The 26,364-nt window shown below is 66.7% G+C and carries 25 protein-coding genes; 11 read left to right on the forward strand and 14 right to left on the reverse strand.

The window, feature by feature from the left end:
* The 3 genes from QOD90_RS28330 to nadA form a co-directional block, all read right to left on the reverse strand.
* Positions 1-449, reverse strand: a 449-nt coding sequence (locus QOD90_RS28330; protein ID WP_526355363.1) for a beta/alpha barrel domain-containing protein, incomplete at its 3' end; no start/stop codon positions are given.
* Positions 449-2,026, reverse strand: coding sequence for an L-aspartate oxidase (locus QOD90_RS28335; protein WP_526355365.1), 1,578 nt, complete (start codon positions 2,024-2,026; stop codon positions 449-451). The genes QOD90_RS28335 and QOD90_RS28330, both read right to left, overlap by 1 nt.
* Before the next feature lie 2 nt (positions 2,027-2,028).
* On the reverse strand, positions 2,029-3,078 hold the full coding sequence (nadA, locus tag QOD90_RS28340) for a quinolinate synthase NadA (RefSeq protein WP_526355367.1): 1,050 nt from the start codon (positions 3,076-3,078) through the stop codon (positions 2,029-2,031).
* 48 nt (positions 3,079-3,126) lie between these two features.
* Here nadA and QOD90_RS28345 point away from each other — a divergent pair, with 48 nt between their 5' ends.
* Positions 3,127-3,819, forward strand: a complete 693-nt coding sequence (locus tag QOD90_RS28345) for an NrtR DNA-binding winged helix domain-containing protein (RefSeq protein WP_526355369.1) — start codon at positions 3,127-3,129, stop codon at positions 3,817-3,819.
* 50 nt (positions 3,820-3,869) lie between these two features.
* Positions 3,870-5,222, forward strand: a complete 1,353-nt coding sequence (locus tag QOD90_RS28350) for a lipase family protein (protein WP_526355371.1) — start codon at positions 3,870-3,872, stop codon at positions 5,220-5,222.
* Here QOD90_RS28350 and QOD90_RS28355 read toward each other — a convergent pair.
* The 3 genes from QOD90_RS28355 to bioB are packed head-to-tail and all read right to left on the reverse strand — an operon-like array spanning position 5,158 to position 7,070.
* Positions 5,158-5,841 carry a DUF2567 domain-containing protein gene (locus tag QOD90_RS28355; protein ID WP_526355373.1) on the reverse strand — a complete coding sequence of 228 codons (684 nt, stop codon included), beginning with the start codon at positions 5,839-5,841 and terminating at the stop codon, positions 5,158-5,160. The genes QOD90_RS28350 and QOD90_RS28355 overlap by 65 nt on opposite strands.
* Positions 5,838-6,035, reverse strand: coding sequence for a biotin synthase auxiliary protein BsaP (bsaP, locus tag QOD90_RS28360; protein ID WP_526355375.1), 198 nt, complete (start codon positions 6,033-6,035; stop codon positions 5,838-5,840). Before bsaP ends, QOD90_RS28355 begins: the two co-directional genes overlap by 4 nt.
* A 15-nt stretch (positions 6,036-6,050) precedes the next feature.
* Positions 6,051-7,070: a biotin synthase BioB gene (gene bioB / locus QOD90_RS28365; protein WP_526355377.1), complete on the reverse strand. Its 1,020-nt coding sequence runs from the start codon at positions 7,068-7,070 to the stop codon at positions 6,051-6,053.
* A gap of 50 nt (positions 7,071-7,120) precedes the next feature.
* Here bioB and QOD90_RS28370 point away from each other — a divergent pair, with 50 nt between their 5' ends.
* Positions 7,121-7,708 carry a TetR/AcrR family transcriptional regulator gene (locus tag QOD90_RS28370; protein WP_526355379.1) on the forward strand — a complete coding sequence of 196 codons (588 nt, stop codon included), beginning with the start codon at positions 7,121-7,123 and terminating at the stop codon, positions 7,706-7,708.
* A gap of 34 nt (positions 7,709-7,742) precedes the next feature.
* Here the strand turns inward: QOD90_RS28370 and QOD90_RS28375 are convergent, their stop codons facing one another.
* Genes QOD90_RS28375 through bioA form a run of 4 tightly spaced genes read right to left on the reverse strand, consistent with a single transcriptional unit; the run spans position 7,743 to position 11,457 of the window.
* Positions 7,743-8,273, reverse strand: coding sequence for a 2'-5' RNA ligase family protein (locus QOD90_RS28375; protein WP_526355381.1), 531 nt, complete (start codon positions 8,271-8,273; stop codon positions 7,743-7,745).
* A gap of 1 nt (position 8,274) precedes the next feature.
* On the reverse strand, positions 8,275-8,955 hold the full coding sequence (gene bioD / locus QOD90_RS28380; RefSeq protein WP_526355383.1) for a dethiobiotin synthase: 681 nt from the start codon (positions 8,953-8,955) through the stop codon (positions 8,275-8,277).
* A complete protein-coding gene (gene bioF / locus QOD90_RS28385) occupies positions 8,952-10,112 on the reverse strand; it encodes an 8-amino-7-oxononanoate synthase (protein ID WP_526355385.1) in 1,161 nt (386 codons plus the stop codon). The genes bioD and bioF overlap by 4 nt, the downstream gene beginning before the upstream one ends.
* Positions 10,113-10,152: 40 nt before the next feature.
* Entirely contained in the window at positions 10,153-11,457 is a 1,305-nt protein-coding gene (gene bioA / locus QOD90_RS28390) for an adenosylmethionine--8-amino-7-oxononanoate transaminase (RefSeq protein WP_526355387.1), read from the reverse strand.
* Between the two features lie 79 nt (positions 11,458-11,536).
* On the opposite strand from bioA, the gene sucT reads away from it, so the two are divergent.
* From sucT to QOD90_RS28415, 5 genes are all read left to right on the forward strand, one after another.
* Complete coding sequence (sucT, locus tag QOD90_RS28395) at positions 11,537-13,726, forward strand: acetyltransferase SucT (RefSeq protein ID WP_526355389.1); 2,190 nt, start codon at positions 11,537-11,539, stop codon at positions 13,724-13,726.
* A 3-nt stretch (positions 13,727-13,729) separates the two neighbouring features.
* On the forward strand, positions 13,730-15,865 hold the full coding sequence (glgX, locus tag QOD90_RS28400; protein WP_526355391.1) for a glycogen debranching protein GlgX: 2,136 nt from the start codon (positions 13,730-13,732) through the stop codon (positions 15,863-15,865).
* A gap of 4 nt (positions 15,866-15,869) precedes the next feature.
* On the forward strand, positions 15,870-18,128 hold the full coding sequence (gene treY, locus QOD90_RS28405; RefSeq protein ID WP_526355393.1) for a malto-oligosyltrehalose synthase: 2,259 nt from the start codon (positions 15,870-15,872) through the stop codon (positions 18,126-18,128).
* Positions 18,121-19,851 (forward strand): malto-oligosyltrehalose trehalohydrolase, encoded by a 1,731-nt coding sequence (treZ, locus tag QOD90_RS28410; RefSeq protein WP_526355395.1) that lies wholly within the window; start codon positions 18,121-18,123, stop codon positions 19,849-19,851. Before treY ends, treZ begins: the two co-directional genes overlap by 8 nt.
* 70 nt (positions 19,852-19,921) lie before the next feature.
* Positions 19,922-20,353, forward strand: a complete 432-nt coding sequence (locus tag QOD90_RS28415) for a hypothetical protein (protein WP_526355397.1) — start codon at positions 19,922-19,924, stop codon at positions 20,351-20,353.
* Here the strand turns inward: QOD90_RS28415 and ilvA are convergent.
* Complete coding sequence (gene ilvA / locus QOD90_RS28420; RefSeq protein ID WP_526355399.1) at positions 20,350-21,645, reverse strand: threonine ammonia-lyase IlvA; 1,296 nt, start codon at positions 21,643-21,645, stop codon at positions 20,350-20,352. The genes QOD90_RS28415 and ilvA overlap by 4 nt on opposite strands.
* Positions 21,646-21,687: 42 nt before the next feature.
* A complete protein-coding gene (locus QOD90_RS28425) occupies positions 21,688-22,125 on the reverse strand; it encodes a nitroreductase family deazaflavin-dependent oxidoreductase (protein ID WP_526355401.1) in 438 nt (145 codons plus the stop codon).
* A gap of 87 nt (positions 22,126-22,212) precedes the next feature.
* Here QOD90_RS28425 and QOD90_RS28430 point away from each other — a divergent pair, with 87 nt between their 5' ends.
* On the forward strand, positions 22,213-22,410 hold the full coding sequence (locus QOD90_RS28430) for a hypothetical protein (protein WP_526355403.1): 198 nt from the start codon (positions 22,213-22,215) through the stop codon (positions 22,408-22,410).
* On the opposite strand, the gene QOD90_RS28435 is transcribed toward QOD90_RS28430, so the two are convergent.
* Positions 22,407-22,802: an SRPBCC family protein gene (locus tag QOD90_RS28435; protein WP_526355405.1), complete on the reverse strand. Its 396-nt coding sequence runs from the start codon at positions 22,800-22,802 to the stop codon at positions 22,407-22,409. The genes QOD90_RS28430 and QOD90_RS28435 overlap by 4 nt on opposite strands.
* A gap of 29 nt (positions 22,803-22,831) precedes the next feature.
* On the opposite strand from QOD90_RS28435, the gene QOD90_RS28440 reads away from it, so the two are divergent.
* Both QOD90_RS28440 and QOD90_RS28445 read left to right on the forward strand, forming a co-directional pair.
* Positions 22,832-23,587, forward strand: coding sequence for a hypothetical protein (locus tag QOD90_RS28440; RefSeq protein ID WP_526355407.1), 756 nt, complete (start codon positions 22,832-22,834; stop codon positions 23,585-23,587).
* A gap of 48 nt (positions 23,588-23,635) precedes the next feature.
* Positions 23,636-24,469: a class I SAM-dependent methyltransferase gene (locus tag QOD90_RS28445; RefSeq protein ID WP_526355409.1), complete on the forward strand. Its 834-nt coding sequence runs from the start codon at positions 23,636-23,638 to the stop codon at positions 24,467-24,469.
* 7 nt (positions 24,470-24,476) lie between these two features.
* Here the strand turns inward: QOD90_RS28445 and dnaE are convergent.
* Positions 24,477-26,364 (reverse strand): DNA polymerase III subunit alpha (dnaE, locus tag QOD90_RS28450; protein ID WP_526355411.1); only part of this gene is annotated, 1,888 nt, incomplete at its 5' end.

A 26,364-nucleotide genomic window follows, 5' to 3' on the forward strand; every position in this document is an offset into this window, starting at 1 on the left:
TTCTGCAGGACTCGTAGCCCCGGCAGGGTCTTGCGGGTGTCACGAATCTTGGCGCCGGTGCCGTCGACCGCCTCGACCCACGCCGCGGTAGTGCTGGCGATGCCCGAAAGATGGCAAACGAGATTCAGCATGGTGCGTTCGGCGGTCAGCAGTCCCCTGGTGGGCGCCTCGAGCACCAGGAGCGCGTCACCGGGTTCGAGCCGGGTTCCGTCGTCGACGCGGGAGAGGACGCCATACTGCCCGGCGCCGATGACCTCGTCGAGGACGAGCAGTGCGACGTCTACCCCTGCCGCGACGCCAGCCTGCCGACTCGCCATGGACGCCTTCGTGATGGCGTCGGCAGGCACCGTCGCCAGCGAGGTTACGTCGGGTCCGTAACGGAGGTCCTCGGCGAGCCCTCGGGCGATCGTCGCCCGCGCCTCTTCGACTTCGTCGGAGTCGAGTTGCATCAGCAGCACACCTCCGCCGCGCGGGTGACCGACGGCGTGCCGTCGGACGCGAGTCGGATGCTGGTACTCACGGCACGGGCGGGATCGCGGTCCTGGTAGTCGGCGCGGTGATGGCACCCCCGCGATTCGAGCCGATCCAGCGCCGCCGCCGCAACGGCCGAGGCGGTGACGGTCAGCGCCGCATCCTCGAAGTCTGCGCGGCTACCCAGCGCCCTCGCTCGCGCCGTGCCGAGTAGCTCGGCCAGGTGACTCAACCCGACCGCATCGCGCACCACCGAGGCGTGTCGAGTCATCGCGCGCTGCAAGTCCGTTCGTGAGAGTGCCGGCCGACTGACGCGCTGGAACGCGGCGCGAGGTGGCGCCGCGTCGACGGCGTGGTCGGCCGCACGGCCACCTGCGCGGCGACCCACGACGAGACCCTCGAGCAAGCTGTTGGACGCCAGCCGATTGGCCCCGTGCATTCCGGTGCGTGCCACTTCCCCTGCTGCGAACAGGCCCAACAGTTCGGTACGTCCGTACACGTCGGTGGCAATTCCGCCGCAGCTGTAGTGGGCACCGGGCACCACGGGAATCAATGCTTGGGTGCCGTCGATCCCCGCTGCGAGGCAGGCGGCGTTCACGGTGGGAAACCGTCGCGAAAAGTCCTCGACCGCGCGCGCGTCGAGATAGACGCACTGGTCGCCCGTTTGGGACAACCGCTCATCGATGGCGGCGGCCACCACGTCCCGCGGAGCGAGATCACCCATCGGATGGACGCCGGCGGTCACCGAATCACCGTGCCTGTCAACGAGAATCGCGCCTTCGCCGCGGAGCGCCTCGGTGATCAGCGGTCGCCGCCCTCCGGCGTTCCCGTCGAAGAGCATGGTCGGATGGAACTGGATGAACTCGATGTCGCTCACGGGCAGGCCCGCCCACAGCGCCAAGGCGACGCCGTCGCCCGTCGACCCCTCCGGGTTGGTCGTTGCCGAGTACAGGTGGCCGAGGCCGCCCGTGGCCAGGATCACCGAAGGCGCATGGATCACGCCGACGCCGTCGTCGTTGCGGACGAGCACCCCGGTGACGGCACCGGCGTCGTGAAGAACCTGCAGCGCAACGTGATTGCGTCTGATGTCCAAGGTGCCCGCGGCGTGGTCCAGGGCCCGTTGCACTTCGGCCCCGGTGGCATCTCCACCGGCGTGGATGATGCGCCGACGAGAGTGCCCCCCTTCGCGGGTCAGCGACCACCGTCCCGGCGCCGACTCGTCGAAGCGTGCGCCGAATTCGACGAGTTCGGTCACCGCGGCGTACCCGTCGCCGATGATCGACGTCACCGCCTCCTGATCGCAGAGCCCGCCGCCTGCGGCAACGGTGTCGGCGACGTGCGCCTCGATGGAGTCGTCCGTGCGTGGCACCACGACCGCGATGCCGCCCTGGGCATAGAACGTCGCGGTCTCACTCGCCTTGCTCAGAACCACGACGCGGCGGCCCCGACGATGTGCGGCCAACGCCGCGGCAAGTCCGGCCACCCCGGTACCGACGACGACGACGTCGGCCCGCTGCTGCCAGTGGCCGACTCCGCCGCAGGACGGCGCGGCCATCGTCATTCGCCGCCGCCGGGTTGTCCGATCTCGATCATGCGCTGCACGCTCGCCCGCGCCAAGCGGGCAGTCTCCTCGTCGACGTGCACCTCGTCGGCGCCCTCGACCAGGCAACGTAGCAGCGCCGCAGGGGTGATCATCTTCATGTACTTGCAGGACGCCCGGTCATTCACGGCCCGGAAGTCGACTTCCGGTGCGGCACGGCGCAATTGGTGCAGCATCCCGACCTCGGTCGCGACCAGAACCTGGCGAGCCCTTGTCTTTCTCGCGGCGTCGAGCATGCCGCCGGTGGACAGGATCTTCACGCGGTCGTCGGGGAACGCGCCCTCTCCAGCCAGGTACAGCGCGGACGTGGCGCAGCCGCACTCGGGATGGACGAACAGCTCGGCGTCCGGATGGGCCTTGGCCTGCGCGGCGAGCTCGTCACCGTTGATGCCGGCGTGCACGTGGCACTCGCCGGCCCAGATGTGGAGGTTCTTGCGCCCGGTCACCCGCCGCACGTGCGCTCCGAGGAACTGGTCGGGGCAGAACAGCACCTCGCGGTCCTCGGGGATGGAGGCCACCACCTCGACGGCGTTGGACGACGTGCAGCAGATGTCGGTGAGGGCCTTCACCGCCGCCGTGGTGTTGACGTAGGACACGACCACTGCGTCGGGGTACTCGTCCTTCCACGCCCGCAGATCGTCGGCGGTGATCGAGTCGGCCAGCGAGCAGCCGGCGCGCTGATCGGGAATCAGCACCGTCTTGGCTGGGCTGAGGATCTTTGCGGTCTCGGCCATGAAGTGCACGCCGCAGAACACGATCGTGCCCTCGGAGGCCTCGGCAGCAATCCGCGAGAGCGCCAAGGAATCGCCGACGTGGTGGGCCACGTCCTGGATGGCGGGCAGCTGGTAATTGTGCGCAAGCAGGGTGGCATTGCGCAGGTCGGCGAGGCGTCGGACCTCCGCCGCCCACTCCTCGTCGGCGATCACTCCGCCGTAGCCCGCGGGACCATTCGTGATCTGCGTGGCCCAGCCACTTCGTGACTCTGCGGTGAGGTCGGTAACCGTCATCGCCGTCTCCTTTGATCCTGACGGGGTTTTCGACTTATGATCGAAAACATGCCCAATATTAGCACTGCGCACGAGGTGCTCGCCGTTGTGTTTCAAGTTCGGCAGCTCGCGACGCCAAACCCGCAGCTCGGAGTGCTGCTGTGGGAACGGGCCATGGAGCCGGAGCGCGGGGCGTGGTCCCTTCCCGGCGGGCGCCTCCGTCACGACGAGGACATGACGAGTTCAGTTCGACGCCAACTTGCCGAGAAGGTCGACCTGCGTGAACTAACTCACCTCGAACAGCTCGCAGTGTTCTCCGACCCACTGCGGGTGCCGGGACCGCGCACCATCGCCTCGACGTTCCTCGGACTGGTGCCCTCCCCCGCCACCCCGGAGCTGCCGACGGACACCCGCTGGCATCCGGTCAGTGCACTGCCTCCGATGGCCTTCGACCACCGACCGATGATCACCCACGCGCACGCCAGGCTCATCGCCAAGCTGTCCTACACCAACATCGGGTTTGCCTTGGCGCCAAAAGAATTCGCCCTGTCAACGCTCAAGGACGTCTACGACGCGGCCCTTGGCTACCAGGTCGACGCCACCAATCTGCAGCGTGTCCTCGCTCGCCGCGGAGTGATCGTCCCGACCGGCACCACGGCGAAGTCGGGCCGAAGCGGGGGCAGGCCCGCCGCGATGTACCGCTTCACGGAGGCGCAGTACCGCGTCACCGATGAGTTCGCCGCGCTGCGCCCCCCGACGTGACACGCGTCCGCCTAATTGGTTTTAAGGATTTCTTAAGAGACAATGGGCCGATGGACTCTGGCAGCGCAGCCGTTTCGACCGGTGCCGAATGGATCGGCCGACCGCCCCACGAGGAGCTGCGCCACAAGACGCGCCCCCTGCTGCCGGACGCCGACCCGTTCTACCTGCCGCCCGCCGGGTTCGAACACGCCAGGCCAGGCACGGTGCTGCGCTCGCGCGACGTCGAACTCGCATTCCTCGGGTTGGTCCCGCAGAAGCTCACCGCGACGCAGCTGCTCTATCGCTCGACCGACCTCAACGACCTTCCCCAGGCGACCGTGACGACCGTCGTCGTACCCGCCGAGCGGCCCGCGGGCAGCAAGGGACCCATTCTCTCCTATCAATGTGCGATCGACGCGGTGGCAGGCAGTTGCTTTCCCTCCTACGCGTTGCGGCGCGGCGCCAGGGCCGCAGGCGCGCTCGCCCAATTCGAGTTTCTCCTGGTGTCCGCAGCCCTGGCCGAGGGCTGGGCGGTGTCCATCCCCGACCACGAGGGGCCCCAGGGAATCTGGGGAGCTCCATACGAGCCCGGCTACCACGTTCTCGACGGTCTGCGGGCCGCACTGAACACCGAGGCGCTGAACCTCTCCGCCGACGCACCCATGGGTCTGTGGGGTTACTCGGGTGGTGGCCTGGCCACCGCATGGGCCACCGAGGTCCAGGCGGAGTACGCCCCCGAACTCAACCTCGTCGGCGCCGTCCTCGGATCGCCGGTCGGAGATCTCGGCCACACGTTCCGCAGGCTCAACGGCAGCTTCTTCTCGGGCCTGCCCGCGATGGTCGTCGCTGCGCTCTCGCACGTGTACCCCGACCTCGATCGCGTGATCAACGAACACGTGACCGTCGAGGGCAAGGCCATGCTGACCGACATCCAGCGGATGACGACGGCCCACGCCGTCATCAAGCTGATCGGCAAGGACATGGACGACATGGTCGACGAGCCGCTTGAGAACATCCTCCGGTCACCGGAGGTACAGCACGTCTTCGACAGCATCAAGCTCGGCACCGCGGCGCCGAGCATCCCCGTACTGGTCGTGCAGGCCGTCCACGACCGCATCGTCTCGGTCGGCGACATCGACGAGCTGACCGATACCTACAGCAGCGGCGGCGCCGACGTCACCTACCACCGCGACATGCTGAGCGAGCACATGCTCCTTCACCCGTTGTCCGCTCCGATGACGCTTCGCTGGCTGCGCGACCGGTTCGCCGGACGGCCCGCGTCGAGTAATCGGGCGCGGACCAGGTGGCCGACGCTGCTGAACCCCTCGACCTACCGGGGCATGCTCCGGCTGGGACTGATTACGGCGAAGGTGGCGACGGGTCGGCGAGTGGATCGGCAGCCGCTGTCGGAGCTGGATAGCTAGGTCCTGGCGGCCACGCACCAAGGTCGTCACGCTTCGTCGAGAGCGCACAGATCGCGTAGACGAGGGCCGCTACCCCCGCGGGCACGATGATCGACGCCGCGATCTGGAACGGGCCGTGGCCGAAGAACACTGCAGGCGCTTCGTGCGCGTAGTAGATCCGATGCTCAGGTGAGATCGGGGCCGTCGCGACATCGGGCACGCCATGTCGCCATCGTGCCAACGCGGCACCCACCCCGGCCGCGGCGCCCGCGGCCATCAACCCGCCGATCGACAGTGCGCCGACCATGACGGGCCCACGATGCGGCCGCCACTGCCACGCGGCGACTGCCGCAGTCACGGCGAGCGCGAACAGCAGTCCGGTCATCAGGAAGGCGCCGAGGAAGAGCAGATCGGATTCGTCGCCAACGTATGCGCGCACCCGGTCCCCGTCCTTGGCCAGCGCGATCACCAGTTGAATGGGTGGTGCGAGCCACGCCCAGACCACGCCGACGACGACACCGAGAACGGCGAGAACCACCACGACTCGAATGGCCGCCTGCCGATGCGAAAGGCGTGGCGGCTCAAGCTGATCGGAGCGTTCGAGGGGGAGGTACGGCAGCGGAGCGGAGGGGCCAGTCATCTCTCGTCAAGGTCCTTGGAGTCCAGCTCGCCGTGCCGCGAGCACTTGGCCGCCCAGCCGTCGGGGCGCACCTGCACGATCATCCTCCGGCCGCAGTCGGAGCAGAATCGCGGCGGCTCGAGCCCTAGGCGGGCAGCCGTCGGAACGGCTCCCCCCTCGGGTTCACCCGTATAGACGTTGAACTTGCTGGGCATCGCTGGCTCGCCGGTTTAGATGGTCGCGTTCAGTGCCTTGATCGGCATCTGCAGATCGTCGAGCAGCTCGAGATCGGACTCGGCGGGACGGCCGAGGGTCGTCAGGTAGTTGCCGACGATGACGGCGTTGATGCCGCCAAGGATGCCCTGTTTGGCGCCGAGGTCGCCGAGCGTGATCTCGCGACCGCCCGCGAAGCGCAACATCGTGCGTGGCATGGCCAACCGGAAGGCGGCGACGGCCTTCAGTGCCTCCGCCGCGGGGAGCACCTCGAGATCACCGAACGGCGTGCCGGGCCGCGGGTTGAGGAAGTTCAGTGGCACCTCGTGCGGGTTGAGCTCGGCCAGGTTGGCGGCGAACTCGGCCCGTTGCTCCAGCGACTCACCCATGCCGAGGATGCCGCCGCAGCAGACCTCCATGCCTGCCGCGCGCACCATTTCCAGGGTGCCCCAGCGTTCCTCCCACGTGTGGGTGGTGACGACGTTGGTGAAGAACGACCGCGCGGTCTCGAGATTGTGGTTGTAGCGGTGCACGCCCATGGCGGCGAGCCGGTCGACCTGCTCCTGGGTGAGCATGCCCAGCGAGCAGGCGATCTGGATGTCGACCTCGTTGCGGATCGCTTCGATGCCCGCGGCAACCTGGGCCAGCAGCCGCTCGTCGGGTCCGCGGACGGCGGCGACGATGCAGAATTCGGTGGCGCCCGACTTCGCGGTCTGCTTGGCCGCTTCCACCAGGCTGGGGATGTCGAGCCAGGCGCTCCGCACCGGCGACGCGAAGAGTCCCGACTGCGAACAGAAGTGGCAGTCCTCCGGGCAACCGCCGGTCTTGAGGCTGATGATGCCCTCGACCTCGACCTCGGGCCCGCACCACTTCATGCGTACGTCGTGGGCCAGCGCCAGGAGTTCCTCGAGTCGGTCGTCGGATAGTTGCAGCACTTCCAGGATCTGCTCCTGCGTCAGGCCCTCGCCCCGCTCGAGCACCTGCTCCCTGGCCAGACCCAACACGTCTGCGCTTACCTCTGAAGCCGCTTGCGTCACTACGCACTCCTCCTGCACCCAAGAACTTGAACGGTGTTTAGGCTACAGGGGTGCAACTGCATCGCGGCGACGTGGTCGACAAGGCCATCCAGCTCCTCGACGACTACGGCATCGCCGATCTGACCATGCGGCGCCTGGCGCGCGAGCTCGGCGTCACCCCCGGCGCGCTGTATTGGCACTTCGCCGACAAGCAAGCCCTCCTTGGGGCGGTCTCCGACCGGATCCTGCACCCCGCGGCGACGACGGCCGAGCAGTCGGAGTGGGCCGATCGCATTCACACCATCTGCAGCGGTCTGCGCAACGCCCTGCTGTCGGCCACCGACGGCGCCGAACTGGTCTCCGCCAGCTTCGCCGCAGGCAAGTCCGAGCAGATGGCCTCGATCCTGAAACGGCTCACCAGCGCCGCTGCCGAGGCGGGCATCCCGTCGCCAAACGCCGACCTCGCCGCCCGAACGGTTCTCTACTACGTGCTTGGCTTCACCGCCGACGAGCAGTCCCGACTGCAGTGGGACGCCGCGGGCGCGCTTTCCGACGAGCAGTCGATCTTGAACCGAGACAACACGGCCAGGTTTCTGTTTGGTGTGGAACTCCTGATCGCCGGCGTCGTCCATGCGCCCGTCGCGCGTGGCATTTCCTGACACTGCCGAAAATGGTAGGCAAACACGCTATTCGTCAGGGCTGGCTGTCGATGCGGTGCTCGATGCGGGAATTGCCATCCCAATGCCGCAGCCCAACCGCGGACGCGTCGATGTCTGAGCTGACACCGGCTACTTCGAACACGGCGGGCAGCTGCCCGGCATCGACCCGTCTGGCCAGGGTGACATGGGCCGTCCAGGCACCCGGCGCGGCGTGTGGCAAGGGTTCCGGCGTCATGAACGGCAGGCACATCCGGTGCACGTCAGCATGCAGTGCGAGCAAGGCTGCCGACGGCACCAGCGATCGCACCAGGGTGAAGGGCCCGCGGCCGAACAACATCGGTGCCCCGATGCGGCAGTCCAGCGGCAAGCGCGCCACCACCGGTACCAGCGCGTCGTCCACGTCGCCGGTCATCCGATCGGCGACGACCAGCGTGACGTGCGGCCGGTTGCTTGGCGACTTCACGGTCGCCTGGCTGCGCACGCCGACGGCGTCGAGGTCGTCCCACACTCGGCGGATGCGCGCGTCGGTATCCGTGTCGAACAACAGCTCGACGGAGTGAACCACGTCAGTCCGCCAGACTTGCCAGCCAGCGTGGATCGAATGCAGCCGCGCTCATCGATGCGAAGTCGGCTTTGGTGAGCGTCCCGGCGCCAGCGGGCAGGACGGCGCGCACGTGATCCAGCCTTCCGAGCGCATCGCGGTTGTCGCGCTCCGCGACCCCGGGTACCTCGGGCCACGCGCCGATCACCAGGCCGGCAGACGAAATACCCTTGGCGGCAAGCGCTTCGAGCGTCAGGGCGGTGTAGTTGAGAGTGCCCAATTCAGGTCCGACGACGATCAGTACCTTGGCATGCAATTCGGCCGCGAGGTCACGCAACGTCACCCCCGACGCGCCGAGTTCCACCAGCAGGCCCCCGGCACCTTCGACCAGGGTGAGCCGCTGTGGCGCGGCCACCGCGCCGACCGAGGCCAACAGATCGCCGCGCGTTGGCAATGCCCACCCGGCGCGTTCGGCCGCCGCCACCGGCGCGAGCGGCTCCGGATAGCGCCAGCCCCCGTGCAGGCTCTGCACACCGGACAATCGACGCACCTCGGCGAGATCGTCGTCACCGTCCGCGGTTCCGGTCTGAACGGGCTTGCACACCGCGACGTCGAGCCCCGCCGAGAGGGCCGCGCCGGCAAGCGCGGCGGTGGCGATGGTCTTTCCGACACCCGTACCCGTGCCGGTGATCAGCAGAACGCTCATGAGCGTGCGGTCGCGAGCACTTCCGTCAAGACCCGACGAGCAAGCGTCATCTCGTCGCCGGTCAAGGACGCCCGCGCGGTCAGACGCAGCCGCGAGGTCCCCGCGGGCACCGTCGGCGGGCGGAAACAGCCGACCCGGACACCCCGCTCCAGACACGCCACGGCTGCCTGGAAGGCGACGTCGGGTTCACCGAGGAGCACCGAAACGACGGCCGACTCGGGTCGCTCGTCGATTCCCGCGATGGCGGCGAGTGCCCTGGCGTGGTCGAGGACCGCCTGTGCGCGCCACGGCTCTTCGCCGAGCACTCGCAGGGCGGCCAACGCCGCGCCAACCGCGGCAGGGGCCAACCCTGTGTCGAAGATGAACGGCCGTGCCGTGTCGATCAGGTGGTCGCGAACCGCACGCTGGCCGAGCACGACTCCCCCCTGGCTGCCCAGTGCCTTCGACAGGGTCGTCGTCATCACCACGTCGGGGGCGCCCGCCAGTCCGACTTCGTGAAGCAGGCCGCGGCCGCCGCTCCCGCGCACGCCAAGCCCGTGCGCCTCGTCGACGATGAGCAGCGCCCCGTGTCGTCGGCACACGTCGTGCAAATCACGCAGGGGAGCCATCACCCCGTCGGCGCTGAAGACCGAGTCCGTGACCACTACGGCACGCTCTTCGGCGCGGCCCTGCAGGGCCGCATCGACGGCATCGACGTCGCGGTGCGGCGTCACCACCACGCGGGCCCTCGACAGCCGGCACGCGTCGACGAGTGAGGCATGGGTCAGCGCATCGGACACCAGGACCGAGCCCGGACCAGAGAGGGCAACCACGGCACCGAGGTTGGCGGTGTAGCCGGACGAGAAGACCAACGCCGACTCGGCGCCGACGAACTCGGCAAGCGTGGTCTCGAACTCTTCGTGCAGTGCGGTGTTGCCGGTGACCAGTCGTGAGCCCGTCGAACCGGCGCCCCACGCGTGCAGAGCGCGGACGCCGCCGTCGATGACCCGAGGATCCCGCGAAAGCCCGAGGTAGTCATTCGAGGCCAGGTCGAGTTCGACGTCCGCGCCGGCCTCGGGTGCCTGCCGGACGCGCAGGGAGCGTCGCAGACCGGCCGCTCGACGCTGCTCCTCGACGTCGTCGAGCCAGGCCAGCGGGGAAACCACTACGCGCGTCACGACTCCCCTCCCTCAGCTCACCGGTGAACTTGAACGCCGTTCAGGTTAGCGCACGCGCCACGCCGACCATCGCCGAGCCGATCGTCGCCACCTCGTCGGGCGTGCACACGTAGGGCGGCATCGCGTACACCAGATTGCGGAATGGCCGCAGCCACACGCCGTGTCGCAACGAAGCCTCCGTCGCGACTCGCATGTCGACCGGCTCCTGCATCTCGATCACACCGATCGCGCCAAGGACTCGGACGTCTGCGACACCGAGGAGCCCGCGCGCCTCGGCCAGCCCGGCTGACAACCCAGACTCGATGTCGCGGATCCGCTGCCGCCAGTCCTGTCCGATCAGCAGCTCGACCGACGCCACCGACACCGCACATGCCAGGGCGTTGGCCATGAACGTGGGTCCGTGCATCAGGGCGCCCGGCTCCCCGTCGCTGATGGTCCGCGCGATCTCGCCCGTGCACAGCGTCGCGGCCAGCGTGACGTAACCGCCGGTCAGCGCCTTCCCGACGCACATGATGTCCGGCCGGACGCCGGCGTGGTCGGCGGCAAATAGTTCGCCGGTCCTGCCGAACCCCGTTGCGATCTCGTCGAAGATCAGCAGCACGTCGTGGCGCGTGCACGCGGCGCGCACATCCGTCAGGTATCGCGGGTCGTGGAACCGCATCCCACCCGCGCCCTGGACCACGGGCTCGACGATGACGGCCGCCAGTTCGTCCGCGTGCTCGGCGAGCAGATCCTCGAACGCTGCGCTGTAGGCGGGGTCGTACTCCGACGGCACCTGGGGCGCGAACACCTGCGCGGTCAGCACGTCCGTCCAGATCGAGTGCATGCCCCCGTCGGGATCGCAGACGCTCATCGGGGTGAACGTGTCGCCGTGGTAGCCGCCGCGCCACGTCATCAGGCGGTGCTTGCCTGGCTTGCCACGACTGCGCTGGAACTGCAGCGCCATCTTCACGGCGACTTCGACCGCCACCGAGCCCGAATCGCTGAAGAACACCGTGTCCAGGCCCTCTGGCGTGATCTGGACCAGCAGCTGGGCGAGCCGCGCGGCGGGCTCGTGGGTCAGCCCGCCGAACATCACGTGGTTCATCGTCGCGAGCTGGGTGGTCATGGCCGCATCGAGAACCGGATGACCGTGCCCGTGGATCGCGGTCCACCACGAGCTCATCGCATCGAGCACGTCGGCGGGCCGGCCATCATCGATGACCGTCAGCGATGCGCCGTGCGCCGCGACCGCTACGACCGGCGGAAGCGCCCCAGAACCGGAAGGGCCTGAGATCTTGCTGTACGGATGCCATACGTGGGCGGCATCGATGGCGCTGATCTGATCTGGCGTCAACGGCGGCATGGGAACCACCTTCTCCCGGCGCGACCGCCCGTGACAAAACGGCCGCATCGCCTCGGGTTCGGTAGATTGTCCGACGACCATGTTGACCCTTCCCCCAGCCCCGGTGGTCCCCCCGACCAGATCCGGCTCCACTCAGCACGCCGTCATGGGCACCCGGGCGTCCGGCTTCTACCGGCACGACCTCGACGGGCTTCGCGGCATCGCGATTGCGCTCGTCGCCGTGTTCCACATCTGGTTCGGCAGGGTGTCGGGCGGCGTCGACGTGTTCCTCGCGCTCTCGGGGTTCTTCTTCGGCGGCCGACTGCTGCGCACCGCGCTGACCCCTGGTTCGTCGTTGTCACCGGTACCCGAGGTGAAGCGACTGATCCGTCGGCTGCTGCCTGCGCTGGTCGTGGTGCTCGCCACCGCTGCCGTGCTCACGATCCTCATCCAGCCCGAGACGCGCTGGGAGACCTTCGCCGACCAGAGCCTCGCCAGCCTCGGCTACTACCAGAACTGGGAGCTGGCCAACACTGCGTCGAACTACCTGCGCGCCGGCGAGGCCGTCAGCCCGTTGCAGCACATCTGGTCGATGTCCGTGCAGGGTCAGTTCTACGTCGCGTTCCTCGCGCTGGTGTTCGGGTTCGCCGCCCTGTTTCGCAAACGTCTGCGCTCGCACACGCGCACCGCGCTGATCGTGTTGCTGGCCGCGCTGACGATCGCGTCGTTCGTGTACGCGATCATTGCGCACGACGACGACCCGGCGACGGCGTACTACAACAGCTTCGCCAGGGGGTGGGAACTGCTGCTCGGCGCCCTGATTGGTGCGTTGGTGCCCCACGTGAAGTGGCCGATGTGGCTGCGCTCGACCGTCTCCGTCGTGGCGTTGGCCGCCATCTTGTCGTGCGGCGCCCTGATCGACGGGGTCAAGGAGTTTCCCGGGCCGTTGGCGTTGGTGCCCGTCGGCGCGACGATCCTGTTCATCCTCAGCGGCGCGAACCGGATGGCCGATCCGCACCTGTCGTCCGCCAACGGTCGACTGCCCGCGGTGAACCGACTGCTGGCGACCAAGCCGTTCGTCTCGCTCGGGTCGATGGCCTATTCGCTGTACCTGTGGCATTGGCCACTTCTCATCTTCTGGCTGGCCTACTCGGGCGACACGCATGCGAACTTCATCGAAGGCGCCGTCGTCCTGTTGGCCTCCGGCGTGTTGGCCTGGCTGACGACGAGATTCATCGAAGAACCGCTGCGCCTGCGTGGGTCGCCTTCTGCATCTCCGCCCCCGAGGCAGGCCCTGGTGATTCCGCTGCGGACCCGGCTGCGGCGGCCGACCATCGTGCTTGGCTCGATCGTCACTCTGCTCGGTGTCGCGCTGACGGCCACCTCATTCACGTGGCGCGAGCACATGACCATCCAACGCGCGAACGGCAAAGAGCTGTCCGGCCTTTCGTCACGCGACTATCCCGGTGCGCGGGCTCTGATCAACCATGCCAGGGTGCCCAAGCTGCCGATGCGCCCCACCGTGCTCGAGGCCAAGGACGACGTCCCCGAATCGACGACGCAGGGCTGCATCGGTGACTTCGACGACGTCGACGTGATCAACTGCACGTACGGTGATCAATCGGCGACCAGAACCATTGCCGTGGCCGGTGGATCACACGCCGAACACTGGATCACCGCATTGGATCTGCTCGGCCGCATGCACGACTTCAAGGTGGTCACCTACCTGAAGATGGGCTGCCCGCTGACGACCGAGGAGAACCCGCTCGTCATGGGCGACAACCGGCCGTACCCCAAGTGCCGCGAGTGGAACGAAAGGGTGATGCCCAGGCTGATCGCCGATCACCCCAACTACGTCTTCACCACGTCGACCCGGCCGTGGAACATCAAGGACGGCGACGTCATGCCTGGCTTCTACGTCGGTATCTGGCAGGACCTGTCGGACGCCGGCATCCCCATTTTGGCGATGCGAGACACCCCATGGCTGGTCAAGGACGGCAAGCCGTTCTTCCCCGCCGACTGCCTGGCCGACGGCGGTGACGCCATCTCCTGCGGCATCAAGCGCTCCGAGGTACTGTCCGATCACAACCCCACTCTCGATTTCGTCGCGCAATTCCCGATGCTGAAACCGCTCGACATGAGCAATGCGGTGTGCCGTCAGGACTATTGCCGCGCAGTGGAGGGAAATGTGTTGGTATATCACGATTCTCATCACATCTCGGCTACCTACATGCGCACTTTGACGACCGAACTGGGACGTCAGATCGACGCCGCCACTGGCTGGTGGTGATCCATGGTCTCGGCAATTTGGCCCGGCACGGCGTACCCACTGGGCGCCACCTATGACGGTGCAGGCACCAACTTTTCGTTGTTCTCCGAGGTGGCCGAGAAGGTCGAACTGTGTCTGATCGGCAAGGACGGTAGCGAGGAACGCGTCAACCTCGACGAGGTCGACGGCTACGTCTGGCACGCCTACCTGCCGACCGTCACCCCGGGGCAGCGCTACGGCTTCCGGGTACACGGGCCGTGGGATCCCGAGTCGGGCCACCGATGCGATCCGTCCAAGCTGCTGCTCGACCCGTACGGCAAATCGTTTCACGGGGCCTTCGACTTCACCCAGGCCCTGTTCTCCTACGACCTGGCGGTCGCGAAGAACGATCCGACGGCGACCGGCACGCCACCGATGGTGGATTCGCTCGGTCACACCATGACCAGCGTCGTCATCAACCCCTTCTTCAACTGGGGCTCCGACCGCGCGCCCAACACCCCGTACCACGAGACGGTGATCTACGAGGCACACGTCAAGGGCATGACCCAGACCCATCCCGGCATCCCCGAGGACCAACGCGGCACCTACGCGGGGCTCTGCCACCCCGTGATCATCGAGCACTTGAAGTCGCTGAACATCACGGCGATCGAGTTGATGCCGGTACACCAGTTCATGCACGACCACCGGCTGATCGATCTCGGTCTACGAAACTACTGGGGCTACAACACGTTCGGCTTCCTGGCCCCGCACTACGAGTACGCAGCCAATCAGAGCGCGGGCGGCGCCGTCGCCGAGTTCAAGAACATGGTGAAGTCCTTCCACGCGGCAGGCATCGAGGTCATCCTCGACGTCGTCTACAACCACACCGCCGAGGGCAATCACCTCGGCCCCACCATCAACTTCCGGGGCATCGACAACGCCGGCTACTACCGACTGCTCGACGGCGACCTCAAGCTGTACAAGGACTTCACCGGCACTGGCAACAGCCTCAACGTGCGCCACCCGCACTCCCTGCAACTCATCATGGATTCACTGCGCTACTGGGTGCTCGACATGCACGTCGACGGTTTCCGGTTCGACCTGGCCTCGACGCTGGCCCGCGAGTTCTACGACGTCGACCGGCTGTCGGCGTTCTTCGACCTCGTCCAGCAGGATCCGGTGATCAGCCAGGTGAAGCTCATTGCGGAGCCGTGGGACATCGGCGAGGGCGGTTATCAGGTCGGAAACTTTCCTGGTTTGTGGACCGAGTGGAACGGGCAATACCGCGACACTGTGCGTGACTACTGGCGGGGAGAGCCCGCAACACTCAACGAGTTCGCTTCGCGACTGACGGGATCGTCGGACCTCTACGAGGCGACGGGCCGCAGGCCAAGTGCAAGCATCAACTTCGTGACCGCCCACGACGGGTTCACCCTGGCGGACCTGGTCTCCTACAACGAGAAGCACAACGAGGCCAACGGCGAGGACAACCGCGACGGCGAGAGCCACAACCGGTCGTGGAACTGCGGGGTCGAAGGCCCAACCGACGACCCAGAGATCCTGGCGTTGCGCGCCCAGCAGATGCGCAACATTCTCGCGACGCTGATGCTTAGCCAGGGCACCCCGATGCTCAGCCACGGCGACGAGATCGGCCGCACCCAGCGTGGCAACAACAACGTGTATTGCCAGGATTCCGAGATCGCCTGGATGGACTGGACGCTGTGCGAGACCAACGCCGACCTGATGACCTTCGCACGCACGGTGACCGGGCTACGCAAGAATCATCCGGTATTCCAACGCCGCCGGTTCTTCGACGGCAAGTTGATCCGCAGTGGCGACGACGAGATCCGTGACATCGCCTGGCTGACCACGGCCGGGGTTCCGATGACATCGCAGGACTGGGATTCGGGCTTTCAGTGCGTCGCCGTCTTCCTCAATGGCGATGCGATACCCGCCCCGAATGCCCGCGGCGAGCGGGTGGTCGACGACACCTTCCTGCTCTGTTTCAATGCACACTCCGAGCCCGTCGAATTCCTGGCAGCGGAAGGCGATTACGCCGCCGAGTGGTCGGCTGAACTCGATTCGGCGGCATCGACTGGCAGCAGCGATCTGGTGGTGAAGGCCGGCGAGACCTTCTCGGTGCAGGGACGGTCGATCGTCGTCCTCCGTAAGACGGCCTGACCCGGTGAGCGTCCTCTCGACCTACCGATTGCAGATGCGGGGCCAAGCCAGCGGGCAGGCCTTCACGTTTGCCGATGCGTTGGATCAGCTCGATTACCTTCAGCAGCTTGGCGTTTCGCACCTCTACCTGTCGCCGATCCTGACCGCGAGCGAGGGCTCCGCCCACGGGTACGACGTCACCGATCCCACCACTGTCTCGGAAGCCCTTGGCGGCGCCGAGGGGTTGGCACGGCTGTCGGAGGCGGCGCGTAGTCGGAACATCGGCCTCATCGTTGATATCGTCCCGAACCACGTCGGCGTCGACGACCCGACTCAGAACGCGTGGTGGTGGGACGTTCTCAAGCACGGCAAGAAGTCGCTCTACTCCGCCTATTTCGATATCGACTGGTCCCTGGACCCGGGGAACCGAATCGTCCTGCCGGTACTAGGTGACGACGGTGACCTAGATGACCTCGTCGTCGACGGTGACGTACTGCGACTCGGCGATCGCACGTGGCCGATCGCACCGGGCACAGGAGTTGGCACGCCCCCCGAGGTGTACGACCGACAGCACTACAAACTGATCGGCTGGCGGCACAACGTGTGCGGCTACCGGCGATTCTTCTCCATCACGTCGCTGGCTGCACTGCGCCAAGAGGACCGCGCCGTGTTCGACGCCACTCACGTCGAGGTGAAGCGCTGGTTCAGCGAAGGCCTCGTCGATGGCCTCCGCATCGACCATCCGGACGGATTGACCGATCCAGCAGGCTATCTCGAATGGCTGCGGGAGATCACCGGACCCGATGCCTGGATCGTCATCGAGAAGATCCTCGCGCCCGACGAAGCCCTCGAGCCCACCCTTCCGGTGGCGGGCACCACGGGCTATGACGCGCTGCGCGAAATCGGTGGAGTACTGGTCGACCCGGCGGGGGCTGGCGAGGACGAACCGCTGGATACCGTCATCCGGGGGCTGAAGATCGCGACCGCCAACGACACCTTGGCCAGTGAGCTCGCGCGGGTGTGCCGGGCCATCGTCACCGCCGTCGGTGCCGATCACGCTCAACTCGCCGACGCCGTCGCCGCACTGCTCTCCCACATCGCGGTCTACCGATCCGACTACCGAGGTCTGACGGCGGTCATGCCGACGGCGCTGGCCGAAACCGCCGCTGCCGAGCCCACGCTGAGAGAGCCCCTGGTGCTCGTCGCCGCGGCACTGAACCACGCCGAGCCGGCCACCAGGATTCAGCAGCTGTGCGGCGCCGTCACCGCGAAGTCGGTCGAGGACTGCCTCTTCTATCGTGACGCCAGGCTGGTGTCCCTCAACGAAGTCGGCGGCGAGCCGGATCGCTTCGGCGTGAGCGCCGCCGAGTTCCACCACAGCACTTCGGTGCGGTCCCGGTATTGGCCGTTGGCGATGGTGACGCTGTCGACTCACGACACCAAGCGCAGCGAGGACGTGCGGGCCAGGATCGGCGTGCTCTCCCAGGTCCACTCGCTGTGGACCGAGCTGGTTGGAAAGTGGGTACTCGCCGCTCCGCCACCCGACGCCGCCACCGGGCTGTTTCTGTGGCAGATTGCCTTTGGCGTCTGGCCCTCCGACGGCCAGGTCACGGCCGACCTGCGATCGAGGCTTCACGCGTACGCGGAGAAGGCGATCAGGGAGGCCGCCCTGCACACCACCTGGAACGCGCCAAACGAGCAGTTCGAAGCTGCCGTGCACGCCTGGCTCGACGACGTGATCGACGGGCCGGTCGGTGTCGAGATGACGAGTCTCGTCGCCCAATTGGATGTTCATGCGCGCAGCGACTCGCACGCCCAGAAGCTGCTGTCCTTGACGGTCCCTGGCATTCCGGACGTGTATCAGGGCACCGAACTGTGGGACGACAGCCTCGTCGACCCCGACAACCGTCGCCCCGTCGACTACCCGGCGCGGCGTCAGGCACTCGCGGCGTTGAGCGATGCGAAGATCCGCATCGTCTGGGCCGGACTGCACTCGCGCGCCGAGCATCCCGACTCCTACCTCGCAGGCAACTACGTCCCCGTCCCCGCCACTGGCAGTGCGGCCCAGCATCTGGTCGCGTTTCGCCGAGGTGCCGACGTGCTCGTCGCCGTCCAGCGCTGGACGGTCAACCTCGCCGAAACCGGTTGGGGCGACACGGCACTGCCCCTGCCCGACGGTGACTGGGTGGACCGCTTGACGGGACGGACCTTCACCGGCCATGCCAGCGCAGCCGAACTCCTTGCCGACCTCCCCGTGACACTGCTGGAGCGCACCCTTGCCTGATCACGAATTCGCCGTCTGGGCACCAAAACCCGAGCTGGTTCGCCTCGACGTCGATGGCGTCCTGCATCCCATGACGCCGTCGGAGGACGGCTGGTGGCGGGCGGTCGTCGAGGCACACGTCGACAGCCGATACGGCTTCGTCCTCGACGACGACGCGACGGTGCTGCCCGATCCGCGGTCACCGCGCCAGCCCGACGGCGTGCACGAACGCTCTCAGCTGTGGGATCCCTCGACGGTCGCGTGGTCGGATTCGGCGTGGCGCGGACGCTCCATCGAGGGTGCGGTGATCTACGAGCTGCACATCGGCACGTTCACCCCGACGGGCACGTTGGACGCCGCGATCGAAAAGCTGGACCATCTCGTCGGTCTCGGTGTCGACTTCGTGGAACTGATGCCGGTCAACGCATTCGGCGGCACCCACGGCTGGGGTTACGACGGGGTGCTCTGGTACGCGGTGCACGAGGCGTACGGCGGCCCCGACGCGCTGGTGCGGTTCGTCGACGCCTGCCACGCCCGGGGGCTCGGCGTGCTGATCGACGCCGTCTTCAACCACCTCGGCCCATCGGGCAACTACCTGCCCCGATTCGGCCCATACATGTCCAGCGGCAACACCCCGTGGGGCGAGTCGGTCAACATCGCCGACGCCGACTCCGACGAGGTCCGGGCCTACATCATCGAATGCGCCCTGCGTTGGATGCGGGACTACCACGCCGATGGCTTGCGCCTCGACGCCGTGCACGCCCTGTTCGACACCACTGCCGAGCACATCCTCGAGGAGATGTCGGCCGAAACCGAGGCATTGGCAGCTCAATTGGGTCGGCCACTTTCGTTGATCGCCGAGAGCGACCTCAACGATCCACGGCTCATCACGCCCCGTGACCGCGGCGGCTACGGCCTGACCGCGCAGTGGGACGACGACATTCATCACGCCATCCACACGGCCGTCTCGGGCGAACGAGCGGGCTATTACTTCGACTTCGGCACCCTGGCGGCGTTGGCGACGACGCTGAAGAACGGCTACTTCCACGCGGGCACGTACTCGTCGTTCCGGCACCGCAGGCACGGTCGTCCGTTGGACACCGCGACGATTCCCGCCACCAGGCTACTGGCCTACACCATGACCCACGATCAGGTCGGCAACCGTGCCATCGGTGACCGCCCTTCGCAGAATCTCGACTACGGCCAGCTGGCGATCAAGGCTGCGCTCGTCATCGGATCGCCCTACACCGCAATGCTATTCATGGGCGAGGAGTGGGGCTCGTCGAGCCCCTTCCAATTCTTCAGCTCGCACCCCGAACCCGAGCTGGCACGTGCCACCGCCGAGGGCCGAAAGGCCGAATTCGCGGAACACGGCTGGGACGCCGACGCGATCCCCGATCCGCAGGACCCCGAGACCTTCCAGCGCTCCAAGCTGAACTGGGACGAGGTCGGTACGGGCGAGCACGCGCGATTGCACGACCTCTACCGCGACCTGATTGCGCTGCGCCGCCAGGAGCCGGACCTGGCCGACCCTTGGCTCGACCACATGCGCGTCGACTACGACGAGGAGCGGGGTTGGCTCACGATGCACCGCGGGGCCTTCGCGATCGCGTGCAATCTTGGCGCGGACTCCGTCGTCGTTCCCGTCACCGGCGAGGTGGTGCTGGCCTCCGATGACCCGACGGTCGCGGAAACGACCACGCTGCAGGGACATTCGTTCGCGATCCTGCGGACCGTCGAGTAGTTTCATCCACAGGTCCAGCGCCTGTGGATGAATTCGTCGGAGAGCGCGGAGAATGGCTGATCATGCGGGAATGACTACTCAAGAGTTCCTGCCGATCCCGCCCACCGAGACGACGACCGACCCCATCGGATCGCCGGCCGATCTGGAACAGCGGTGGCGAACCCTGATGGGCCCACTGGGCTTCGGGGAACGCCTGCTGCGCTTCGCCTTCGTCGGCCCGGACCGGTGCATGCTCAAGGTGCTCAGCGAGGTCCCGGTCGCCAGGACACCCGAGGCTGGCCTCGTCTGGAACCTGATGGAAGCTCTTCGGGAGATCGTGGCCAAGTTCGACGTCCACACCACGGTGGCCTTGCTGATGACACGGCCTGGCGTCGGTGCGATCTCGGAAGCCGACCGGCACTGGTCGACCCTGCTCACCGACATCGCCGACGAAGTGGGCGTCCCAATCGAGCCCATCTTCCGGGCGAACGACGAAAACCTGGTCCTCGTCGAGCCGGTCTAGGTCAGATAGCGGTACGCAGGCGAGCCGGGCTCCAGCGCTTCGACGTGCATGTCAGATAGGCGCATGCGCTCGAGTAGACCGTCGTATTCCGTCGCGGAGCCGAGTTCGACGCCGACCAGCGCCTCGCCCGTCTCGCGGTTGTTGCGCTTGACGTACTCGAACAGGGTGACGTCGTCCCCAGGCCCGAGCACTTCGTCGAGGAAGCGGCGCAGCGCACCCGGCTCCTGCGGGAAGTCCACTAGGAAGTAGTGCTTGAGGCCCAGGTGTACCAGCGAGCGCTCGAGTACTTCGTTGTATCGGGAGACGTCGTTGTTGCCGCCCGAGATCAGGCACACGACCGTCGATCCCGGTTCGACGGTGCCCTCGGAACACGCCTCCATCAGCGCCGCGACCGACAGGGCACCCGCGGGCTCGGCGATGATGCCCTCGTTCTGGTAGAGGTCCAGCATCGCGGTGCAGACCGCTCCCTCGTCGACCGCGGTGATCGAGACCATGTCCCCGGCAGCCGACAACACGGCGTACGGCAGCGCCCCGGCGCGGGCGACGGCAGCGCCGTCGACGAATTGATCGACGTGGTCGAGCGTGACGGGCTCGCCGGTCGCCAGCGCCGCCACCATTGCCGCCGCGCCTGCCGGTTCCACCCCGAGCACCGAGGTATTCGTCGTCCGCTCCGCGAGGTAGGTGGTGATGCCGCTGACGCAGCCACCGCCGCCGACGGGGACGATGACGAGGTCGGGTTCCGCCTCGAGCTGGGCCAGGATTTCGACGGCGATCGTGCCCTGACCCGCCATGGTGCGGAGGTCGTCATACGGCGGGACCAAGGTGGCGCCGGTCCTTGCGACGTCGGCGAGAGCGGCGGCCGCCGCAATGTCGTAGGTGGCACCGCCGACGATCAACTCGATGAACTCGCCGCCGTGATAGCGAATTCGGTCGCGCTTCTGCTTCGGGGTCTTGGCGGGTACGTAGACGCGCCCGTGGATGCCCATCGACCGGCAGGCCAGCGCAAAGCCCTGGGCGTGATTGCCTGCCGATGAGCAGACCACGCCGGCTGCGATCTCGTCCGGCGTCAACTGCATCAGCAGGTTGTATGCCCCGCGCAGCTTGTAGCTCCGGACGGCCTGTAGATCCTCGCGCTTGAGGTAGACCTGAAGGCCCGTCAGGGCGGACAGCCGGTCGCTGAACTGCAGCGGGGTGAGGGCGACCACCTTGGAAATTCGCTGAGCGGCCTCGTCGATGTCCGAGGCGCCCAGCGGCGCGGGACGGCGAGAGGTCTGACTCAGTTCAGCGGACACCGGTCAATGGTGCCACTCACCCGCGTGGGAGCGAAAACGGGTTTAACTCTTAGGAGTCAGGACGAACACCGGGATCTGACGGTCGGTCTTCTTCTGGTACTCCGCATAGTCCGGCCACGTCGCGACCGCACGCTCCCACCAGACCGCCTTCTCGTCGCCGAACACCTCGCGCGCCTCGTAGTCCTTGGTGACGGTGCCGTCCTGGAGTTCGACCTCGGGGTGCGCGGTGATGTTGAAGTACCAGACGGGGTGCTTCGGTGCCCCACCAAGGGATGCGACCACGGCATACTCGCCGTCGTGCTCGACCCTCATCAGCGGCGTCTTCCGGATCTTGCCGGACTTCGCCCCGATGGTGGTGAGCAGGATCACGGGCCTGCCCTTGAGCTCGGTCCCCTCCGTGCCGCCGGATGCCATCAACGTCTCGGCGTTCTCCCTGGCCCAATCGGACGTGCTTGGTTCGTAGTCTCCAGTCAAAGGCATGCCACCAGCATATTACCGACGCAAAACGCAGGGCCGGAATCAGTGTTTCGGCTACCCGAAACCCAAGTTACGAGCTATCGTGAAACCATGACCACGCCGACTGAAGTCCACATCGCCGGCGTTCCGTGGCCCGCATACAAAGTGATCGCTCTTGCGATCGGGGCGCTGGTAGCCGTCGTCGTCGGGCTCACCACGATGAGCGCGGCCCCTGCCGTCCTCAGTGCCGCCGCTGCTGCCGTGATCGTTTGGCTGGGGCTCGGCCTGTTCAGCTCGTCGGACGCCTAACTCACGTCTTCGATTAGCTCGCGCAACTTGGCCAGGTCGGCCGTCACCGCCGCAGCGTCAACTTCGAACTCCTCGTTCGACACGCCAGGCAGCCGCCGCAGGGTGAACACCACCTCGCACCCTCGCTCGTTCGTCCCCGCTGGAATCACGCGCATCGGGTTGTAGACCCGCTCACCCGACGGCAGCCGGACGACGTGGTCGAGGACGCCGAATTCGTTGCGTGGCGCGAACCGAACCTCGGCATCGGCCAGTGCCGGATCATTGAGGCCCGCCGCCCAGCGGGGAAGCTCGTCCGGATCACTGGCGAACGCGTAGACCGCAGCGGGCTCCGCGTCGATCCACTGGCTGAGATGTCGGGACGGAGCGCGCCCGTCGGCCGTGTCGTCATTCATTCCTCCATGGTGACGGACACACTGGGCCCATGGCCGACGAGCATGCACGCGATGAGCGCGAGCCCCCGAAGGAAGTCGAGGCCTTCGTGCAGCGGGCCGAACGCCTCGCCTCCGACGCCGAGCATCGCGTGCCATCGTGGCTTCGGCCTGGAGACCCGGAGAACCGCTGGCCCGTTCTGATCGCGATCTTCGCGGCCATCGTGATTCAACGCTCGATACCCCTGCAGTACACCGTGCTGCCACGATGGCCGCTCATCATCATGGAACTGCTTCTCCTGGTGACGCTGCTCCTGATCAACCCCGTCCGGCTGTCGCGGCAGACCACCATCGGGAGGTGGGCCAGCCTCGTCCTGACGGCGGCGATCACCGTCGACAACACCGCTTCGGCTGTCGTACTGGCCAAACGCATTCTCAGCGGCGAGGTCAGCAACGACGCGGCCGTTCTCCTCGGCAGCGGCGCGGCCATCTTCGTCACCAACGTCATCGCGTTCGGAATCTGGTACTGGGAACTGGACCGCGGCGGTCCGTTCGCGCGGCGCGCCGGAAGGCACCCCTACCCCGACTTCCTCTTCCCGCAAATGTCGGATCCGGACAAGGCCAGGCCGGACTGGCGGCCGACGTTCGTCGACTACCTCTACGTCAGCTTCACAAACGTGGTCGCGTTCTCCCCCACCGACACCATGCCCCTGGCGCGCTGGGCCAAGGGAATGATGACGGTCCAGTCGCTGGTATCGATGACCACGATCGCTCTGGTCATCGCCCGTGCGGTGAACGTATTGGGCTAATCGTTCAGCGTCTATCGCTTGCTCCAAGCGGGGAGTACGTTGGCGCACATGACAATTCAAGCCGCCATGTTGTCACCGATCGAGCAGACCGCCTTCCTCACGCAATACGCCAGGGCACTGGATGGCCGGGGGCCGCGACCGATCCTCGGCGACACGCTCGCCGGCGAGGTCGTCGACTCCATCGACTACGACTTCGCGGGTCTCGGCGTCAGCGCGAGCGTGGTGTGCCAGACCGCCTTGCGGGCCAAGATGCTCGACGACAGGGTCCGCCGCTTCATCTCCGAACACGCCAACGCCGTCGTCGTCGACCTCGGCGCGGGACTGGACTGCGGTGCGTACCGCGTCGCCCCTCCTCCGTCCGTCGACTGGTACAGCGTCGACCTGCCCGCAATCATCGCGTTGCGCGACGAGGTGCTGCCCGCCCGACCGGGATCGCATTCGGTGGGAGTGTCGCTGGCCGACGAGCGTTGGCCCGAAACGATTCCCGCCGATCGGCCTACCATGCTCATCGCCGACGGCCTGCTTGCATTCCTCAGCGAATCGGTGATCGTCAACCTCTTTCGGCGCAGCACCGACTACTTCGGGGCGGGCGAGTTGGCGTTCAACGACTACGGGCGCATCGGTTGGGTCAGCCGGGTCGCGCTGAAGTTCTTCCCGCAGAAGATGTTCAAGGACGTCGGCAGCCAGTGGGGATATCCCGGCTTCAAGGATGCGCACCACCCCGAGACTTGGAGCCCCCGGCTGCGCCTCGTCGAGGAGGCCAGCCTGACGAAGGCTCCCGAGGTAGACCTGTTCCCCGCCGGGATACGCTTTGCCACCCGATTGAGCGGGATGAGCAAGACGGGTGCCCGCAAGGCGCGAATCCTGCGCTACCGGTTCTGATCCCGCGTCAGCCCCCGAGGCACCCCGGACCCAGAAGGGCCTTGAGGTCACCCATCAGCGCCGAGGAGGGCGTCACTCGCAGCGCCTGATCCAACTCGAGCGTGGTGATGCGGTCACCACTGATCAACCGCAATCGCACCTGCGACGTGCCGGGATGATTGGCGAGCACCTGCTTGAGTGCGCCCACCTTCTCGACCGTGCACTGCCGCGTTGGCAGGCTGACGGCCACCGGTCGATCAGCCTGGGCATTCGAGAAGTCCGGCACCACCAGATCATTGGCGATCAGCGACAGTCTGTCGTCACGCGAGTTCACCTTCGCACTGACGATGACGACGGTGTCGTCGGCAATCTCCGCACCGAACGTCGAATAGGTGTGGGGAAAGAACATCACCTCGATGCCACCGGTCAGGTCCTCCAACTGCGCCGAGGCCCATGGCATCCCATTCTTGTTGACGCGCCGGTTCACCGAAGCGAGGATCCCGCCCACCCGTACCTGCGCCTCGTTGGGAACGTCACCGTCGAGAATCGCGGGAATCGCCGTATCGACCTGGGCGGCCAGTAGGTGGGCAACACCGTTGAGCGGATGCCCGGAGACGTAGAGCCCCAGCATCTCTCGCTCCAGGGCCAGTTTGTGCTTGTCCTCCCACTCGTCTTCGGGCACCTTGATCGCGAACACCGAGTCGGTCGCGGTGTCGGCGCCTCCGAAGAGGTCGAACTGGCCCATCGCCTCGGCCTTCTTGGTGCCAAGCACGGAGTCGACGGCGTCGGTGTGGATGAGGAACAGACCCTTGCGGGAGTGATCGAGGGAGTCGAATGCACCCGCCTTGATGAGCGACTCCGTCACCTTCTTGTTGCAGGCAGTGACGTCGATCTTGTTCAGGTAGTCGGAGAAGTCGGTGTACTTGCCCTTGGCGGTGCGGGTGTTGATCAGCGAGGCAACGACATTGGATCCGACGTTGCGGACCGCTCCCAAGCCGAACCGGATGTCGACGCCCACCGAGGCGAAGTTCAGCTCGGACTCGTTGACGTCCGGCGGCAGCACCGTGATGCCAAGCCTTCGGCAATCCGCCAGGTACACCGCCGCCTTGTCCTTGTCGTCGCCAACCGAGGTGAGGAGACCCGCCATGTACTCGGCGGGGAAGTTGGCCTTCAGGTAGGCGGTCCAGTAGGACACCAGTCCGTAGCCGGCGGCGTGTGACTTGTTGAACGCATAGTCGGCGAACGGGAGCACCGTGTCCCAGAGCGCCTTGACGGCCGCGGCCGAGAAGCCGTTCGCCTTCATGCCGTCGGCGAAGCCCTCGTACTCCTTGTCGAGCACTTCGCGCTTCTTCTTGCCCATGGCCTTGCGCAGAATGTCGGCTCGCGCGAGTGAATACCCGGCCACCTTCTGCGCGATGCGCATGATCTGCTCTTGGTAGACGATCAAACCGTAGGTCTCGGAGAGTATTTCGCGCAGCGGCTCTTCGAGTTCGGGGTGGATGGGCTTGATCGCTTGGCGCCCGTTCTTGCGGTCGGCATAGTCGTTGTGCGCGTTGACGCCCATGGGTCCCGGCCGGTACAACGCGATGACGGCGACGACGTCCTCGAAGAAGGTGGGCTGCATGCGGCGCAGCAGATCGCGCATCGGTCCGCCGTCGAGCTGGAACACGCCGAGAGTGTCGCCGCGCCCCAGCAGTTCGAAGGTCGCGGGGTCGTCGAGCGGCACCTGATCCAGGTCCAGTTCGATCCCGCGGTTTGCGCTGATGTTCTGTAGCGCATCGCCGATGATCGTCAGGTTGCGGAGCCCTAGGAAGTCCATCTTCAGTAGGCCGATGGCCTCGCACGTCGGGTAGTCCCAGCCGGTGATGACGGCACCGTCCTGCGCACGCTTCCACAGCGGAATCGCGTTGTCCAGT

The sequence above is a fragment of the Mycobacterium sp. genome, from assembly GCF_032161845.1.
Taxonomy (GTDB): domain Bacteria; phylum Actinomycetota; class Actinomycetes; order Mycobacteriales; family Mycobacteriaceae; genus Mycobacterium.